We start from the raw sequence: 15,983 nt of genomic DNA on the forward strand, positions 1-15,983 counted from the left end.
CGCGGTGGTGCGGACATTCTCACCGATGTCGCCCGTTGTTGGCGAGCGGTCAGTACGCGGGCCATCCATCCGCACCCGGCAGTGGCAAGCTTTCCCAGATGGAGACGCCGCAGGGTCACCCCCATCCGTATCTCGCCGCGCCGCCGCTCGCCTTCGCCCATCGGGGTGGCGCTGCGGAAGGCGACGAGAACACCGCCGACGCCTTCGACCGGGCGGTGAAAGCCGGCTACCGGTACGTCGAGACCGATGTGCACGCCACCCGTGACGGGGTGGCGGTGGTGCTGCACGACGCCAACCTGCGCCGCGTCGCCGGCGACCCGCAGGCGGTCGCCACGATGACCTGGGCGGACCTGAAGACGGTGCGGGTCGGCGGGGCGGCCGCGGTGCCGCGGCTCGACGAGGTCCTCGACGCCTGGCCGGAGATCCGGTTCAACATCGACATCAAGTCCGACGCGGCCGTCGCGCCGACCGTGACCGCGGTGCACGAGCGCGCCACTCCGGAACAGGTGCTGCTCGCATCGTTCTCCGACGTGCGGTTGCAGCGGGCGCGGGCGCTCGCCGGTCCGGCGTACGCCACCTCGCTGGCCCAGCGGGAGACCGCCCGGCTGTGGCTGGCCTCGCGGATGCGGCGGCGGATCGTGCTGCCGCCGTCGGCGGTCGCGGCGCAGGTGCCGATCCGTTTCGGCGCGGTGCGGCTGGTGGACCGGCGGTTCGTGGCCCACGCGCACGCCCTCGGGCTTCAGGTGCACGTGTGGACGGTCGACGATCCTGCCGTGATGGAGGGGTTACTTGATCTCGGTGTGGATGGCATCATGACCGATCGCATCGACGTGTTACGGGAAGTTTTCACGCACCGTGGCCTTTGGAAGGACCAAGCATGACCGCTGATGTCAGCGCACCCCCCGCGCCGGCCGAGGGCTACGGCGAGAGCACCAAACGTGAGCGGGTCGGCTGGTACTTCTACGACTGGGCGAACTCGGCCTTCTCCACCACCCTGGTCGCGGTCTTCCTCGGGCCGTACCTGACCGCGGTCGCCAAGACCGCCTCCGGCTGCGTCGACCCGAACACGGCCGACAACATCGACCCGTGCATCAGCGCCCCGGTACACCTGTTCGGCATGACGCTGAAGGCCGGCTCGGTGTATCCGGCGGTCGTCACCATCTCGGTCGTGCTCAACGTGCTGCTGCTGCCGGTCGTCGGCGCGATCGCCGACCGCTCCGCGCACAAGCGCCGCATGCTCGCCATCTTCGCGTACGTCGGCGCGACCGCCACCACCTGCATGTTCTTCGTGACCGGCGGGGCGATCCTGCTCGGCGCGCTGCTCACCATCGTCGCGACGATGGCGTTCGCGGCCAGCATCGTGGTCTACAACTCCTTCCTGCCGCAGCTGTGCCCGGAGGAGGACCGCGACAAGGTGTCCAGTCGCGGCTGGGCGTTCGGTTACCTCGGCGGCGGCCTGCTGCTCCTGCTCAACCTGGTGGCGCTGACGCTGCTGGAGGCGAAGTACGGCACGAGCATCGTGGTGCGGGCCAGCATGGCCTCGGCGGGCATCTGGTGGGGCGTGTTCACCCTGCTGCCGCTGCGCCGGCTGCGGGACCGACCGCCGCTGGAGGGCGTCGCCCACGGCAACGTGCTGACCGGCGGTTTCAAGCAGCTCGGCCACACCATCAAGGGTCTGAAGGCGTACCCGCTGACGCTGTTCTTCCTCGGTGCGTACCTGATCTACAACGACGGCATCCAGACCGTCATCAACCTGTCCAGCACCTACGCCGACCAGGAGCTCAAGCTCGGCCAGTCTGTGCTGGTCATCACCGTGCTGCTGGTGCAGTTCCTCGCCTTCGGCGGTGCGCTGGGCCTGGGCTTCCTCGCCGGGCGCATCGGTGCCTGGAAGACCGTGCTGATCAGCCTGGTGCTGTGGACCGGTGTGATCATCGGCGCGTTCAGCCTGCCCACCGGCGAGGCGGTGCCGTTCATGATCCTCGGCGCGTGCATCGGCCTGGTGCTCGGCGGTAGCCAGGCGCTGAGCAGATCGCTGTTCAGCCTGCTCATCCCCAAGGGCAAGGAGGCCGAGTACTTCGGCTTCTTCGAGATCTCCGACAAGGGCACCAGCTGGCTCGGCCCGCTGGCGTTCGCGCTGGTCTTCGAGCTGACCAACAGCTACCGGGTCGGCCTGGTGTCACTGCTGATCTTCTTCGTGATCGGCTTCTTCCTGCTGCTGGCCGTGCCCATGCGAAGGGCGATCGTAGCGGCGGGCAACACACCGCCGACACGCCTGTAGCGCTCGACTCGCATCTTTGGATTCCCACAGACGGTGGGGCAGCCACTAGGCTGCCCCACCGTGACCGCTGCTGACGAACCCACCATCGCCCCGGCGCACTGCCAGTCCGCGGGGGACGGCCGACTGCGCCACGGTGCCGCGTTGAAGTTCTTCTGGGGCCCGATGGACTGCGGCAAGTCGACCCTGGCCCTGCAGATGGATCACAACCACGGCCGCCAGGGCCGCCGCGGCCTCGTGCTGACCCGCAACGACCGGTCGATGGGCCCGCAGGTCACCACCCGGATCGGGCTGGCCCACGCCGCGGTCGAGGTCACCGATGACATGGACCTCATCGCGCTGGTGCGCAAGGAGTGGGGCGACGGCGCCCGCATCGACTACCTGATCTGCGACGAGGCGTGCTTCTACACCGTCGAGCAGATCGAGCAGCTGGCCGACCTGGTCGACTCCTACGACGTCGACGTGTACGCCTTCGGCCTGGCCTCGGACTTCCGCTCGTTCCTGTTCCCGGCCGCGCAGCGGCTGTTCGAGCTGGCCGACGAGGTGAACCGGCTGCAGGTCGAGGTGCTGTGCTGGTGCGGCCGCGAGGGCCTGCTCAACGCGCGCATCGTCGACGGCGCGGTGGCCCGCGAGGGCGAGCAGGTCGTCATCGGCGATACCGCCGCCGCCGACCAGTCCGAGGTCCGCTACCAGGTGCTCTGCCGCCGCCACTACCGCTCCGGCGACCTGGGCCGGTAGCCGCCGGCCGGGCCGATGAGTGTCGGCGTCCCCCGGGGGTGCGCGGCGACTCGAAGGCCGGTCATGAGGCCGTTTCGGCCCGCGGCTCCGCAGGTTCGGTCACTATGGTGACGAAACGGACTTTGTGAGGTGACGCGGGATGTCCCAGCGCGAGCCGGCGGACGACGAGACGGCCGGCGACGCCCAGGCGAAGCAGCCTGGCCGCACCGAGCGCGACGTGTACCGGATGAAGGTGCAGGAGCTGCGCGCGCTGCTGCGGGAGGCGGGCGTGCCGGGGACCTCGCAGATGCACAAGGACGAGCTGGTCCGCGAGCTGGTCAAGACCATGCACTCCGACCAGCGGGCCCGCCCGATCGCGAAGGTCGCCACGGGCAAGAAGAGCGTGGTGCCGCCCGGCGATCAGGCGCCCAGCTCGCGGGTGCCGAAAGCGCCGCGCCCGGCCAAGCGGGTGCCCGCCGCGGCCGACCCGGCGCCGCTGCCCTACGACCCCGGCGACGTGATCGACCTGCTGATGGTCCAGCATCAGCAGCTCGGCGACCTGTTCGACGAGCTGGAGGGCGAGCGCGGCGCGCGCCGCCGGGACCTGTTCGCCGAGCTGGTGCGCCTGCTCGCGGTGCACGAGAGCATCGAGCAGCTGCTGGTGCATCCGCTGGCGCGGGCGCGCCTGTCCGACGGCGACGTCGTGGTGGACGCCCGCACCGAGGAGGAGGACCAGGCCGAGCAGGACCTGCTGGAGCTGTACGAGCTCGGGCTGGGGCACGACGACTTCGCCGAGAAGCTGGCCAACCTGCGCGACGCCGTGATCGAGCACGGCGAGCTGGAGGAGGAAGAGGAGTTCGACGCCCTCCGCGGACAGGTGCCGGCCGAGGAGTTGCGTCGCCTGGCGGCGATCGCGGTGGCCGCCACCGACGCCGTCACCTCCGCCGACGACGCCGCCGCGCCGGACGAGATCTTCGCCCTCGCCCGCGAGTCCTTCCCTGATCCCTGATCTCGCGCTGCTGCTTGATCGCCCGACTTGCCTGGCACCTGTGCGAATCATGAACGCGCTTTCGCCCATGTGCCCGGCAGGTCGGGCGATCACTGTGTGCGGTGTGCTGGTCGCGCACGCAGAGTAATACATCAGCATCTATTGACTTCAGAACGGTCCACAGTAAAGTCTGTTTCTTGAGAGCGCTCTCACGCCCTAATCCGTCCTACCCCTGAAGGACTCGACGTGAGACTCACTGCGCTGACCAGCGCGGCGGTGCTCGCCGTGGCGCTGATCGCCCCCGCACCCGCCTACGCCGCCCCCACCCCCGACCCCGCCCTCGGCATGGAGCAGGCGCTGCAACGCGACCTGGGCCTGACCGCCGACCAGGCCCGCATCCGCCAGGCGCACGAAGCCGCCGCGCCCGTCGTCGAACGCGACGTGCGCACCCGCCTCGGCAGCCGCTTCGCCGGCGCCTGGTATTCGCCCGAGGACGGCCGGCTCAAGGCCGGTGCCCTCGACGAGGCCGCCGCCGCCCTGGCCCGCGCGGCGGGCGCGCTGCCCGTCCGCGTGGACCGCAGCCAGCAGCAGCTCGACGCCGTCAAGGCGCGGCTCGACGGCAAGGCCGCCGCGGCCGGCCGCGACGTGCACGGCTGGTACGTCGACGTGGCCGCCAACACCGTCACCGTGAGCGCCGCGACCCCCGCCGCCGCGCGCCGGTTCGTCGCCGCCAGCGGCCTGTCCGCCGCCCAGGTGCGGGTCGTCACCAGCCAGGCTCCGAGCCCGCTGTACGACATCCGCGGCGGCGACCAGTACGTGATCAACGGCAACACGCTGTGCTCGATCGGCTTCTCGGTCAACAACGGCGGCTTCGTCACCGCCGGGCACTGCGGCGGCACCGGCAGCCCCACCCTCGGCTACAACAACGTCAGCCAGGGCACCTTCGCCGGCTCGTCGTTCCCCGGCAACGACTACGCCTGGGTGCGTACCAACGCCAACTGGACCCCGCGGCCGTGGGTCAACAACTATGCCGGCGGCAACGTCGCCGTCGCCGGGTCGCAGGAGGCCGCGATCGGCGCGTCGATCTGCCGTTCCGGGCGCACCACCGGCTGGCGCTGCGGCGTCGTCCAGGCCAAGAACGTCACCGTCAACTACTCGGACGGCCGGACCGTCTACGGCCTCACCCAGACCACGGCCTGCGCCGAGGGCGGCGACTCCGGCGGTGCGTGGATGAGCGGCAACCAGGCCCAGGGCGTCACCTCCGGCGGCTCGGGCAACTGCTCCACCGGCGGCACCACGTTCTACCAGCCCGTCAACGAGATCCTCGGCGCGTACGGGCTCAGCCTCACCACGACCGGGGGTGGCGGTTCGACGAGCCGGATCATCGGCTGGCAGGACAAGTGCATCGACGTGCCGAACTCCAACTTCGTCGACGGCCAGCGCCTGCAACTGTGGGACTGCAACGGCACCAACGCGCAGAACTGGAACTTCCCCGGCGACGGCACCATCCGCACCGTCAACGGCCTGTGCATGGACGTCGCCTGGGGCTCCACCGCACCCGGCGCGGCGATCCAGATCGTCGGTTGCAGCGGCAACCCGGCCCAGCAGTTCGTGCTCACCGGCGCGGGTGACCTGGTGAACCCGCAGGCCAACAAGTGCGTGGACGTCACCGGCTGGGGCGGCACCGGCACCCCGCTGTCGACCTGGGACTGCACCGGCGGCGCCAACCAGAAGTGGCGGCGCGGCTGACCGAGCCCGGCCGGCCCGCGCTCGGCGAGATCGCCGCGCGCGGGCCGGTTGACGGCAGCGGCACACGTCCACCGGGTTGAGAGGACGGTGCGCTACCGCGTGCCCGAGCTGTGGATCTGCGGCGCGGGGTCAGCGCGTCGCCGCGGGGACTCCCGCCCCGTCCAGCAGTTCGTGCAGCGCGGCGGCGTCGAGTGCGGGATTCGCGGCGGCGTGGCGCGCCAGGCCGGTCCCGAGCAGCTCGCGCAGGCGGTCGGCGGGAAGGCGCGGATGCGCCGCGGCAGCTGCGGTCACCTGACTGTCCGGATCGGAGACGAACCGGTCGACCAGTTCCGGCGGCACCTCGGGGTCGAGCAGTGCCAGTAGCCGCACCGAGGGGTCCGGGTCGCGGGCGAATCGGGCGAGCCCGGTGACCGGGAAGCCGGGCCGGGTCGTCAGGTGCAGCCGGTCCGGTCCGTCGTACTCCAGGTAGCTGCGTAGCAGCAGCGCGGGCGGTGGGGCCGGGTGGCGGAGCGCGAGCCGGACGCGTACGCCCTGATCCGGGTCCTGGGCCAGCCGGACGGCGACGGCCTGCGGCAGCCGGGTGTCGCTCGCGGCGCGGCGGCGCAGCAGCGGATTCACCGAGTAGGCGTGGGCGATACTGACCGTGAGTTCCGGTACCAGCCCCGGCTTGATCCGGTTGAAGGAGTCCTGCGGCCAGCGGTCGACGGCGATCGCCGCGCGCTGGGACTCGCTGAGCCCGGGATGCGTCGACACCGCGATCCGCACCGACTCGTCGTCGTCGACGGTGAGGCGTTTCAGCTGATCGGCGGTCAGATCGTCGCGGTCGGCGGAGGTGCAGCGGACACCTGTGTCCGGATGGGACATCAGCATCTCCACCACGTCCGGTGGCAGTTGGGGGTTGTACGCCAGGAATTGGAGATCGCGCTCGTCGCCGTGGGCGATCAGATGGTCCAGCAGCGCCCGCGAAAGGCGCCCGAGCTGCAGCAGTTGCCAGTGATAGTGGCCGCGATACGGCGGCAGGTCGGCGGGCTCCATCACCTGCGCGTGGTAGGCGATCACGTCGGCGGCGGCCGCACGCACCTGCTGGTCGGGATCGCGCTGGAGGGCGAGCCACCGCTCGTCTGACAGGGCACGCCGGTATCCGCATGCCGCAGCACGGATCACGGGCAGCGGATGGGTCGCCGCGACCTCGCAGGCCTGCCGTCCGAAGAGCGTGAATGTCAGCTCGTCCAGCAGCTCGCCGGGGGACAGCAGCGGGTGAGGGGTGCCGAGCAGCCGCCGGATGACGTCGTCTGGCAGGGGCCGCGGACTGGTCCCGGCGGGCCACTGCCGTGGATCGCGGATGACGGCGACGGCGGTCATCGGATCCGGGTGGTCGATGAGACGCGCTCGCTGCCCCGGGCCGAGGTGGGGGTTGTCGGCGATGCGCTTGCGCACGCGGCGGTCCGGGTGGGCCAGGACCGCGTCGAGGAGTTCCTCAGGCAGGTCGCGTTCCGTACACAGGACGTCCCAGCATGCCTGTGCCTCGGTGGCCAGCAGGCGCAGCAGCACGTCGACAGGCGCCCCGTGGTTGGCCGCCACTCCGCACAGGATCTCTTCGCGCACCTGGCCCCTTCCCGTTGATCTCAGCGGGCAAGTGTCGCATCCAGGCCCTTTCCCTGCTGTCCCATGGCGTGGACGGGGCGGGTAAAGGCCGGACCGGGTGCCGCGCGTAGTCCATGCGAGAGTTCCCTTCCCCGGCTACAGGTGGTGTCGATGGACGATTTCGGCGAGTTCTATGCGGCGCGCAAGGACGCCGTCTACCGGGCGCTCCTGGTCGCCACCCGCGGGCAGCCCGGTGCCGAGGACGCCGTCGCGGAGGCGTTCACCAGGGCGTACGCCCGCTGGGAAACCGTGCGGGCACATCCCAACCCGACGGCCTGGGTGCTGCGCACCGCGCTGAACGAGCAGCGGTCCTGGTGGCGGCGGCTGCGCCGGGAACTGCCGGGCGACCCGCCCGACGTCGGCGGCGTGGCCGACCGTGGTCCGGGCGGGCTGGACGCGCGACTTCGTGGCCTGGTCATGGCGCTACCCACCCGGCAGCGCCAGGTGGTGGCGCTGCGGCTGCTGGCGGACCTGTCGGCCGAGGAGACGGGACGGACGCTGCGCATCGGCGCGGCCACCGTGCACGTCCACCTGCACCGTGCGCTGGCGACCCTGCGCACCCGACTCGCCGTCGCGACGGGCGACGGCTCGCTGGTCCGGGAGGAGTTGTGATGGCGGAACTGGACGACGAGCGCCTCGCGGAGCTGGTCCGCGCGGCGCACCGGGACACGCACCTCACCGTGCCGCTGGCCCGGATCCTCGGGGCCCGTCCGAGGCAGCGGCCGATCGTGGTGCTGGCGCTCGCCGCGGCGGTGGTGGTCGGGGTGGTCATGCTCGGCGCGGCCTTCCTGCTGCTGGCCGCCCCGCCGTCGCACGAGGAACCCGCGGTGCCGGCGCCTTCGGCCCCGGTGCAGGGCAAGCCGCCCCGGCCCACCAGCAGCGCGACCACGGCGCAGGGGCGCTGCGCCGATTACGCCGCCGGGGAACTCGCCCAGGCGGGGCTGACGGAGCTGCCGCCGCTGCGCTTCGAGGTGGAGCCGGTCCCGGGGCGGCTGCGGTTGCTGATGTACGCCGACGACAGTGGCAGCACCGCGTGCTGGCTGGGCGCCGAGCAGCATGCGGTGCAGGTCGGCCTGTCCGACCTGACCACCACGATGCGGCCGTCGCACCCGGCGGGCCGGTTGAGCAACGCTTCGTCGGCGTTCGGGTCCGAGCCGGCGGCGGCGTACACCTTCGGCCGTGCGCCGGCGGGCGTCACCCGGGTCGAGGTCCACTTCCCGGGTGGCGTGGTGCGCGAGGCGCAGGTCGACGGCGAGTGGTATCTGCTGACGGGAGCGGGCCAGGAGTCCTACGACTTCTCCGAGATCACGAAGGTCGTCGCGTTCACCCCGGACGGCCCGAAGGAGCTGCCGGTGCGGCACGGCTGACGGCGCAACGGGGGCAGGTGGGGCGCGGTCGTAGCCGCGTCCCACCTGGTGCGTCGTCGGGAGCGCCACCCGGCTGCGCGTTCGGTCTGGTGCCGCCGTGACACACTGTCGCCTCGCGGACAGTTCATGTTTCGCGTTCACCCCCGGACGAAGGAACCCCCCTCGTGGATCTGGCCACCCTGCAGGCTCAGCAGACGCTGTTCATCAAGCAGCGCTTCACCATGATGATCAACCGGTACGAGGTCACGTCGGTGCAGCCCGACGGCACCCCCGGCACGCAGCTGGCGTTCGTCGAGCAGAAGCGCATGGCCTTCAAGGAGCAGGTCACGCTGTACCGCGACGACAGCAAGACCGGCGTGTTCGCCGCGTTCAAGGCCCGCAGCGTGATCGACCTCGGCGCGACGTACGACGTCACCGACGAGAACGGCGCTCCGATCGGTCTGTTCAAGAAGGACTTCGCGAAGTCGCTGCTGCGTTCGACCTGGCACGTGGAGCCCGCCGGTGGCGCCCGCATCACCGGCCAGGAGCGCAGCCTGCCCATCGCGCTGCTGCGCCGCTTCGCCGACCTGACCTTCTGGCCGTACCACTTCGACTTCGTGCGCGACGGCCAGCCGGTGTTCTCCGTGGTGAAGAAGTTCGCGCTGGTGCGCGACAAGTACACCGTCGAGATCCACGACCCGGCCATCGACCGCCGCCTGGTCGTGGCGATGGCGGTGGCGCTGGACGCGCTCCAGGCGCGCTGATCTCGTACCACCCGCGTGGGGGCGTCGGCTGCGGCCGCCGTCCCCACGCCCGTGTGCAGCATGTTTCGGCGGTGGCCGAATAGCCTCGACCGCGGCGGCGCGGTCCAGCATCATCCCCTGCGGGGAACCGGCGTTCGGTCGGGCGCCGCCGGGTCCCGCCGCGGCGCTCGACCCTCGCGGGCTTGGTCGCAACGGGGGAGGCCAATCCCGCGCGCCGGGACACGCTGACGGCGGCGGTGACCTCGGCCATGGCGGTCCTCGCCCGCGGCGTCACCGTCGGTCACGACCTACCGCTGCTGCGGTGAAGATCCGTCGTCGGGTCAAGGTTCGGTAACGCGGTCGGACGTATCGGACATCTCGGGCGGCGACCTGTTGAGTTGCCGGGCCCGGCGTCCTAGTTTTGATCGCCAACGACCCGTTGAGCTGCGCCCCGAGCGGCTCGTCATGCGGCGTTGTCGATACGAGGGGTCCGCATGCTCAACGATGAGGCGCTCGTCGAGCGCTGGCTCGTGTCCGGCGGGCCGGAGTTGCAGTCCGAGGTCATCCGCCGCCTGCGGGCGGGGGAGCGCCTCGACGGCCTGGCCCTGGACCGCATCGACGGCCGCTGGGACCTGCGTGGGCTGGGTGCACCCGAGCCCCGTGCCGCCGAGCCGGACAGCGCGACCCGGCAGGCCGGCGGGATGACGTTCACCTTCGAGTTCTCCGACGTCGCGGCGACGCTGGAGTTCCAGCGCGCCCGCCTGGTCGACCTCGACCTGCGGGGTGCGCACCTGCCGCGGCTGCGGCTGTTCGGCTGCGTCGTCGACAACAGCCTGTTCGACGGCGCGCACTGCGTCGGCCTGCGGATGTGGGCCACCGACGTCAGCGACACCTCGTTCCTCGCCGCAGACCTGGCGCGCTCGTCGGTCGGCGGCTGGTATGCCGGTCGCGGCAACCGGCTGCGTGCCGTCGACTTCCGCCACGCCGACCTGTCCCGGCTGGGCTGCGGCGTCGCGGCGTTCACCGACGTGGACTTCGCCCACGCGCAGCTCGAATGCACCAACTTCTGGCAGGCCAGCCTGGTCCGCTGCCGGTTCGCCGGGGTGCTGCGCGAGGTCGTGTTCGACGGCCGCGTGCTCGAACCCGAGCGCGATCTGGCCCCCAACCCGATGCAGGACGTCGACATGCGCGGTGTGACCGCGTTCGACGATGTCGACTTCCGCGGCGTGAACTTCGACCGCGTCAACCTGCCCGACCACCCGGCCCTGGTCGTGGTCCGCGGCGTGGCGCGCGTCGAGGCGGGCCTGCTGCGGCTCGCCGACCGCGACGACCACGCCGCCCAGGAGGCCCGCGGCCGCCTCCAGCACCTGCGCAAGTTCATGGGCGTCGCCGGCGGCGCCGACCAGGCCCTCATCGACATGCGCACCCTCATCGACCCCGAAGCCGCCCTCCTCCTCCGAGTCCTGCTCACCTGACCACCCCCTTGCCGCAACTCGCAGAGAGTCGCGGTCTCCGGGGAGCCCGGAGACCGCGACGGTTCAAGAGTTGCGACAGGGAACAGGTCAGCCGTCGAGGCGGCGGATCATGTTCATGATGGTTTCCAGTTGGCGGCCGCCTTTGATGGGGTAGTTGGTGTAGCCGAGGTAGCCCCACCAGTCCCAGCAGCCGTAGGGGTTGACGCCGGAGGCGGTGGCCTGGGGGTACAGGACGACGGTCCTGTTGGTGTCGGCGTACTGGTTCAGGTTGGCGCGGTCGACGAACGCCGTGCCGACCGCGTCGTAGCCCTGCGCGCAGCCGTGCAGGGCGACCAGCAGGCGGCAGCTCTGGCCGGCCGCGCAGCTGCTCGGCACGTACGCGAAACCGCTGCCGCCCATGCTCAGCCCGGCCGCGAACCCGTTGACCGCGAACGTGTTCTGGTCGAAGCGGATCAGCGACCCGGTGAGCGGGCCGGTGTTGCGGGCGCTCACCGAGCCGTAGAGCTTGGCGAACATGGCGTTCTGCGGGTCGGTGCCGCAGTCGTTGAGAAACGGCGACGCGGTGGCCGTGCAGCCGCCCGTGCCGTACGGCGTGACCCAGGCGTGCCCGGCCGAGCTGCCCGAGTTGTAGGACACGCTCGCGCCGAAGTGCTGGTAGTAGCCGACCAGGTCGTCGGTGACCGACTTCTGCACGGTGCTGTCGTTGCTGCCGTGGAAGACGTACACCGGGTCGCCGGACAGCTGTGACGGCGGATCGATCCAGCCGTAGCCCGACCACAGCGAGGTGTACGACTCGAGGCTGCTCAGCTGGGTCGACCAGAGATTGTCGCCGCACGCGTAGAGCGCCCGGCTCGCGTTGTACTGCGCGCAGTAGTAGGGCCCGGCGGCGAACACGGCCGCACCCTTGATCCGGCCCGAGTAGGCCACGTGCAGCTGAGTCGCCATGTATCCGCCGGAGGAGACGCCGGCGAGGTACACGCTGGAGATGTTGTAGGTCTTCAGGGTGCCGGCGACGGGCGGCACCGTGTACGGCGTCGCGGCGGCGGCAGGTGCGGCGGATCCGAAAACGACCAGCAGCGCGGCGATCGCCGCGAGGCCGGCGCGGGCACGTCGTGACATGACCGACTCCTTCCGGTAGCAGGGGTGGCGTCACCGTAGGCGCGGGCCACGCCCACCTCCAGCCGCGCCGGGCACACACTTCGATGGATCCACATGGCGCGTACCGCCACCCGCCGTCACGGGCACCCACCACGGCGAAGTCAATTCGGTGGCCCGCGTGCGGTGCGGCCGTGCATCCTGTGGGCCATGGGAATGCTCGACAGTGTCGCCACGCGGGTGGTCGCGGGAGCGACCGTGCGGTTCCGGCCCTCCGGCAACTCGATGGTGCCGCTGATCCGCAGCCGGGACCTGGTGACGGTCGCGCCGGTGAACCCGGCGGCGGTCCAGGTCGGCGACATCGTGCTGGCCCGCGTCGCGGGCGCGGTCTACCTGCACCTGGTGTCGGCGGTGGACGCCGCGGGCGCGCGGGTGCAGATCAGCAACAACCGCGGCCGGGTCAACGGCTGGACCGGCCACGCCCGCGTCTTCGGCATCTGCACCGAGGTCGAGGGGGCGGCGCGGCCGCGGCTCGACGGCAAGACCAGGTAGCTGGGGCCCGGGAGCGGCGTGGTACAGCTGCACCCATGCACATAGAGAAATGCAAATGTGGCATTGACCGCGCCGTTCCTCGGGGCCAGTATTAGGAAAGTTTCCTAATAACAGGAGGGCACATGCGCAAGATCCGCTCCCTTGCCGCAATCCTCGTCATAGCCGTCACCGGTGCGACGCTGACGCTGCCCGGCGTCGCCGCGGCGGCACCGGCGGGGCTCACCGCCACGTTCTCCAGCGCGAACAACGGATCGTGGTTCATGGACAAGTTCGTCGTCACGAACCCCACCGGTGCCGCGATCACCGGCTGGACCCTGGAGTTCGACCTGCCGGCGGGCGTGACCATGAGCAACTTCTACAACGGCACGGCCAGCCAGTCCGGCAGCCACGTCACCGTCGTCAACGCCCACTACAACGGCACGGTCGCCGCCGGTGCGAACACCGAGCCCTACAGCCCCTGGTTCATCGCGTACGGCACCGGCGCGGCCCCGCTGAACTGCCGGATCAACGGCAACAAGTGCGACGGCAGTGCCGACCGGGCCCCGGGCACGCCCACCGGGGTGACCGTCACCGGCCGCACCACGCGCACCGTCGCGCTGTCCTGGACCGCCGCCGCGGTGACGGACTTCCCGATCGCCGGCTACGACGTGCTGTCCGGCAGCACGGTCGTGGCCGCCAGCGCCACCACCGGCGCGGTGGTCACCGGGCTGAACCCGAACACCGGCTACACCTTCATCGTGCGGGCGCGCGACACCCGCGGCAACCTGTCCGCGGTCAGCGCGCCCGTCAGCGCCACGACGCTGAACCCGGCGAACGACACCACGCCGCCGACCGTGCCCGGCAACCTGCGCTCGACGGCGAAGACCGCCACCTCGGTGACCCTCGCCTGGAACGCCGCGACCGACGCCAACGGCATCGCCGGCTACGACGTATACACCGGCACGACCCTGCGGGCCAGCGTCACCGGCCTGACCGCGGTGGTCGGCGGGCTGTCGCCGATGACGGCGTACGCCTTCACGGTCAAGGCCCGCGACACCTACGACAACCCCTCCGCCGCCACCAACGCCGTCACCGTCACCACCGACGACGTCGTCGGCGCGGGCAACTACGCGAAGGTCGGCTACTTCGTGCAGTGGGGCATCTACGGCCGGCAGTACTTCGTGCGCAACCTCGACACCAGTGGCGCGGCGGCCAAGCTGACCCACCTCAACTACGCCTTCGCCAACATCGACCCGGTCAACCTGACCTGCCTGCAGGGCGTCACCCGCGGCACCACCGCCAACCCGCAGGACCCGGACCAGGGCACGGGCGCTGGTGACGCCGACGCCGACTACGGCCGCCCGATGGCCGCATCGCAGTCCGTCGACGGGGTCGCCGACACCGGCTGGGAGCCGCTGCGCGGCAACTTCAACCAGCTGCGCAAGCTCAAGGCCAAGCACCCGCACCTCAAGGTGCTCATCTCGATCGGCGGCTGGACCTACTCGAAGTACTTCTCCGACGTCGCGGCCACGCCCGCGTCGCGGGAGAAGTTCGTCAGGTCCTGCATCGACATCTATATCAAGGGCAACCTGCCGACCTACAACGCGGCGGGCGGGCCGGGCAGCGCCGCCAACATCTTCGACGGCATCGACCTCGACTGGGAGTGGCCGGGCTCGGAAGGCCACCCGGGCAACCACGTCAGCCCGGCCGACAAGGCCAACAACACCGCGCTGTGTGCCGAGTTCCGGCGGCAGCTTGACACGCTGACCGCCACCACCGGCAAGCGGTACCTGCTCACCGCGTTCACCCCGGCCGACCCGGCGAAGGTCGCCGCCGGCTGGGACATCAGCCCGACCGGCGTATTCGCGTCGATGGACTTCGCGAACGTGCAGGGCTACGACTTCCACGGCTCGGGCTCGGACAACTCGTGGGAGCCCAACCGCACCGGCCACCAGGCCAACCTGTACCGCGACCCGCAGGACCCCTACTCGTTCGAATTCAGCGTGGACAAGGCGATCCAGACCTATCTGGACGCCGGGGTCAGTCCGCGACGGCTCACCATCGGGGTGGCCTTCTACGGGCGCGGCTGGCAGGGCGTCGCGGCGGGCGGCGTCAACGGCGAGTGGCAGACCGCGACCGGCGCGGCGCCCGGCCAGTTCGCCGAAGAAGCCGGGACCAGGGGGTACGCCAACCTGCTGTCGGGTGTGCCCGGCTGCACGGTGTACCACGACGTGCAGTCGGTCTCCAGCTACTGCTACACCGGCGCGGGCGGCCAGTGGTGGAGCTTCGACGACGCCTGGTCGATCGCGCAGAAGACGGCCTGGCTCAAACAGAAGAACCTGCTCGGCGGCATGATCTGGGAGATGTCCGGGGACACCGCCACCGGCACCCTCATGACCGCCCTCCACTCCGGCCTCTGACCACCGCCAGGCGGCCGAACGCCGCCGAACCGGGCCACGGGCCGCAACTTTCACGGAGTTGCGGCCCGTGGGCTCTCCGGAAGGCGCGAATCTCGCAGAGTCGCGCCAGGCGGGGGAGGCGGGCGGGGTCAGCGGCCGGCGCGGCGGCGCATGCCGGCGGCGAGGGGGGCCTGGTCGAGGTCGCCGGCGGCGAGGCGGGCGGTGATGGTGCGGCGCACGATCGCGGCGGCCACCGAGGGCAGGTGGCGGGCCAGGAACAGCTCGATGCGGCCGCGGCCGGTGGTGGCGACGTCGCGGGGGGCCCTGCGCGCGGTGGCGGCGCCGAGGATCGCGGCGACGACGCCCTCGGCGGGCTCGTACCGGGAGACGCCCTGCAGGGACAGGCCCGCCTCGGCGGAGGCGTCGTGGATCGGGGACGCGACCATGCTCGGGTAGACGACGCTGACGCCGATGTGGGAGCCGACCTCCAGCCGCAGGGCGTCGGCGTAGGCGACCAGGGCACGCTTGCTGACGCCGTACGCGGCGGCCAGTGGCAGCGGCAGCAGGGCCATCCGGCTGGACACGAACACGATCCGGCCCCGGCTGCGCTCCAGCGCGGGCACGGCCGCGGCGGTGGTGTGCCAGGCCGCGATCAGGTTGACCTCGAGCTGGCGGCGGGCGGCATCGCCGGGCGGCAGCTCGGCGGGCGCGGGACCGCCGACCCCGGCATTGTTGATCAGCAGGTCGAGCCCGCCGAGGGTGTCCACGGCCTGCGCGACCGCGCCGGGCACCGCGGCGCCGTCGGTCAGGTCGCAGGCGATGACGGGGGTGGTGCCGACGGTGTCCGCGCGCAGGTCGATGCCGGCCACGCGGGCTCCGGCGAGTTCCAGCCGCGCGCACAGCAGGCGGCCGAAGGTGCCGTTCGCGCCGGTGACGATGACGCGCTTGCCGTGGAGGGTCCTCATCGGGTGATCTCCCTGTAGTCGCCGCCTACGACGTTCATCGGGCGGTGTGCCGGTCC

General features: G+C 71.4%; 15 protein-coding genes. 12 read left to right on the top strand and 3 right to left on the bottom strand.

The window, feature by feature from the left end; all coding sequences use genetic code 11:
* Window positions 1-98 precede the first annotated feature (98 nt).
* The 5 genes from FLL47_RS04385 (at window position 99) to FLL47_RS04405 (ending at window position 5,729) form a co-directional block, all read left to right on the top strand.
* Window positions 99-881: a glycerophosphodiester phosphodiesterase family protein gene (locus FLL47_RS04385; RefSeq protein WP_144119117.1), complete on the top strand. Its 783-nt coding sequence runs from the start codon at window positions 99-101 to the stop codon at window positions 879-881.
* Window positions 878-2,278, top strand: a complete 1,401-nt coding sequence (locus FLL47_RS04390; RefSeq protein WP_144119118.1) for an MFS transporter — start codon at window positions 878-880, stop codon at window positions 2,276-2,278. The genes FLL47_RS04385 and FLL47_RS04390 overlap by 4 nt, the downstream gene beginning before the upstream one ends.
* Window positions 2,279-2,338: 60 nt before the next feature.
* Window positions 2,339-3,013, top strand: coding sequence for a thymidine kinase (locus FLL47_RS04395; RefSeq protein ID WP_144119119.1), 675 nt, complete (start codon window positions 2,339-2,341; stop codon window positions 3,011-3,013).
* Window positions 3,014-3,152: 139 nt separating this feature from the next.
* Window positions 3,153-4,001, top strand: coding sequence for a hemerythrin domain-containing protein (locus tag FLL47_RS04400; RefSeq protein ID WP_144119120.1), 849 nt, complete (start codon window positions 3,153-3,155; stop codon window positions 3,999-4,001).
* Between the two features lie 225 nt (window positions 4,002-4,226).
* Entirely contained in the window at window positions 4,227-5,729 is a 1,503-nt protein-coding gene (locus FLL47_RS04405; protein WP_425457654.1) for a ricin-type beta-trefoil lectin domain protein, read from the top strand.
* A 129-nt stretch (window positions 5,730-5,858) separates the two neighbouring features.
* Here the strand turns inward: FLL47_RS04405 and FLL47_RS04410 are convergent, their stop codons facing one another.
* Complete coding sequence (locus FLL47_RS04410) at window positions 5,859-7,334, bottom strand: hypothetical protein (RefSeq protein ID WP_144119121.1); 1,476 nt, start codon at window positions 7,332-7,334, stop codon at window positions 5,859-5,861.
* Window positions 7,335-7,484: 150 nt separating this feature from the next.
* Here FLL47_RS04410 and FLL47_RS04415 point away from each other — a divergent pair, with 150 nt between their 5' ends.
* The 5 genes from FLL47_RS04415 to FLL47_RS04430 all read left to right on the top strand — a co-directional run bounded on the left by FLL47_RS04415 (window position 7,485) and on the right by FLL47_RS04430 (window position 10,937).
* Entirely contained in the window at window positions 7,485-7,985 is a 501-nt protein-coding gene (locus tag FLL47_RS04415) for a sigma factor-like helix-turn-helix DNA-binding protein (RefSeq protein ID WP_186315556.1), read from the top strand.
* Window positions 7,985-8,740: a hypothetical protein gene (locus tag FLL47_RS04420; protein ID WP_144119123.1), complete on the top strand. Its 756-nt coding sequence runs from the start codon at window positions 7,985-7,987 to the stop codon at window positions 8,738-8,740. The genes FLL47_RS04415 and FLL47_RS04420 overlap by 1 nt, the downstream gene beginning before the upstream one ends.
* A gap of 221 nt (window positions 8,741-8,961) precedes the next feature.
* Entirely contained in the window at window positions 8,962-9,483 is a 522-nt protein-coding gene (locus FLL47_RS04425; RefSeq protein WP_144119353.1) for an LURP-one-related family protein, read from the top strand.
* Window positions 9,484-9,665: 182 nt separating this feature from the next.
* Complete coding sequence (locus FLL47_RS44640) at window positions 9,666-9,788, top strand: hypothetical protein (protein WP_281286652.1); 123 nt, start codon at window positions 9,666-9,668, stop codon at window positions 9,786-9,788.
* 168 nt (window positions 9,789-9,956) lie between these two features.
* Window positions 9,957-10,937: a pentapeptide repeat-containing protein gene (locus FLL47_RS04430; protein WP_144119124.1), complete on the top strand. Its 981-nt coding sequence runs from the start codon at window positions 9,957-9,959 to the stop codon at window positions 10,935-10,937.
* Between the two features lie 87 nt (window positions 10,938-11,024).
* Here the strand turns inward: FLL47_RS04430 and FLL47_RS04435 are convergent, their stop codons facing one another.
* The gene (locus tag FLL47_RS04435; protein WP_144119125.1) at window positions 11,025-12,056 is read right to left on the bottom strand and encodes an extracellular catalytic domain type 2 short-chain-length polyhydroxyalkanoate depolymerase; all 1,032 of its coding nucleotides are present in this window, start codon (window positions 12,054-12,056) and stop codon (window positions 11,025-11,027) included.
* 186 nt (window positions 12,057-12,242) lie between these two features.
* On the opposite strand from FLL47_RS04435, the gene FLL47_RS04440 reads away from it, so the two are divergent.
* Together FLL47_RS04440 and FLL47_RS04445 are read left to right on the top strand one after the other, a co-directional pair.
* Window positions 12,243-12,584, top strand: a complete 342-nt coding sequence (locus FLL47_RS04440) for a S24 family peptidase (RefSeq protein WP_144119126.1) — start codon at window positions 12,243-12,245, stop codon at window positions 12,582-12,584.
* A gap of 122 nt (window positions 12,585-12,706) precedes the next feature.
* Window positions 12,707-14,983 carry a glycosyl hydrolase family 18 protein gene (locus FLL47_RS04445; RefSeq protein ID WP_144119127.1) on the top strand — a complete coding sequence of 759 codons (2,277 nt, stop codon included), beginning with the start codon at window positions 12,707-12,709 and terminating at the stop codon, window positions 14,981-14,983.
* A gap of 128 nt (window positions 14,984-15,111) precedes the next feature.
* Here FLL47_RS04445 and FLL47_RS04450 read toward each other — a convergent pair whose 3' ends face one another.
* The gene (locus FLL47_RS04450; RefSeq protein WP_144119128.1) at window positions 15,112-15,927 is read right to left on the bottom strand and encodes an SDR family NAD(P)-dependent oxidoreductase; all 816 of its coding nucleotides are present in this window, start codon (window positions 15,925-15,927) and stop codon (window positions 15,112-15,114) included.
* Window positions 15,928-15,983: the final 56 nt, after the last annotated feature.

The sequence above is a fragment of the Catellatospora sichuanensis genome (assembly GCF_007483665.1).
GTDB lineage: Bacteria > Actinomycetota > Actinomycetes > Mycobacteriales > Micromonosporaceae > Catellatospora > Catellatospora sichuanensis.

What these genes read in the sequence shown, in the direction of transcription:
- FLL47_RS04390 (WP_144119118.1), top strand. Translation starts at nt 878, where the DNA reads ATGACCGCTGATGTCAGCGCACCCCCCGCGCCGGCCGAGGGCTACGGC.
- FLL47_RS04400 (WP_144119120.1), top strand. Translation starts at nt 3,153, where the DNA reads ATGTCCCAGCGCGAGCCGGCGGACGACGAGACGGCCGGCGACGCCCAG.
- FLL47_RS04445 (WP_144119127.1), top strand. Translation starts at nt 12,707, where the DNA reads ATGCGCAAGATCCGCTCCCTTGCCGCAATCCTCGTCATAGCCGTCACC.
- FLL47_RS04450 (WP_144119128.1), bottom strand. Translation starts at nt 15,927, where the DNA reads ATGAGGACCCTCCACGGCAAGCGCGTCATCGTCACCGGCGCGAACGGC.
- FLL47_RS04425 (WP_144119353.1), top strand. Translation starts at nt 8,962, where the DNA reads ATGATGATCAACCGGTACGAGGTCACGTCGGTGCAGCCCGACGGCACC.
- FLL47_RS04385 (WP_144119117.1), top strand. Translation starts at nt 99, where the DNA reads ATGGAGACGCCGCAGGGTCACCCCCATCCGTATCTCGCCGCGCCGCCG.
- FLL47_RS04420 (WP_144119123.1), top strand. Translation starts at nt 7,985, where the DNA reads ATGGCGGAACTGGACGACGAGCGCCTCGCGGAGCTGGTCCGCGCGGCG.
- FLL47_RS04415 (WP_186315556.1), top strand. Translation starts at nt 7,485, where the DNA reads ATGGACGATTTCGGCGAGTTCTATGCGGCGCGCAAGGACGCCGTCTAC.
- FLL47_RS04440 (WP_144119126.1), top strand. Translation starts at nt 12,243, where the DNA reads ATGGGAATGCTCGACAGTGTCGCCACGCGGGTGGTCGCGGGAGCGACC.
- FLL47_RS04430 (WP_144119124.1), top strand. Translation starts at nt 9,957, where the DNA reads ATGCTCAACGATGAGGCGCTCGTCGAGCGCTGGCTCGTGTCCGGCGGG.
- FLL47_RS04435 (WP_144119125.1), bottom strand. Translation starts at nt 12,056, where the DNA reads ATGTCACGACGTGCCCGCGCCGGCCTCGCGGCGATCGCCGCGCTGCTG.